At 57.0% G+C, this 242-nt stretch carries 1 protein-coding gene; it reads left to right on the top strand.

The genetic code is table 11. The features are described from left to right. Nucleotides 1-44: 44 nt before the first annotated feature. A partial coding sequence (locus QD47_RS29755) for a hypothetical protein (protein ID WP_161797227.1) occupies nt 45-242 on the top strand: 198 nt, incomplete at its 3' end.

The raw sequence follows: 242 nt of genomic DNA, 5'->3' as shown, positions 1-242 counted from the left end.
CCTCCCGGCTGCATACGTACGATCTTCAGCTGGAGATGCGGCATTTGTTCCGCTATCCGACGATCCATGACCTTGCGCCTCATGTGCAATCCGTAGGGCGTCACGCGGACCAAGGACTGGTGGAAGGGGACGTGCCGCTTTTGCCCGTTCAGCGCTGGTTCTTTGCACAGCAGATGGCGCATCCGCACCAGTTCAACCAATCGGTGATGCTTTATCGGAAAGAGGGATTCGATGAAGCGATC

This window comes from Paenibacillus terrae (assembly GCF_000943545.1).
GTDB classification, from domain to species: Bacteria; Bacillota; Bacilli; order Paenibacillales; family Paenibacillaceae; genus Paenibacillus; species Paenibacillus terrae_A.
The sequence above is the reverse complement of the archived record's forward strand: the minus strand, read 5'-3'. Positions and strand labels throughout refer to the sequence as shown.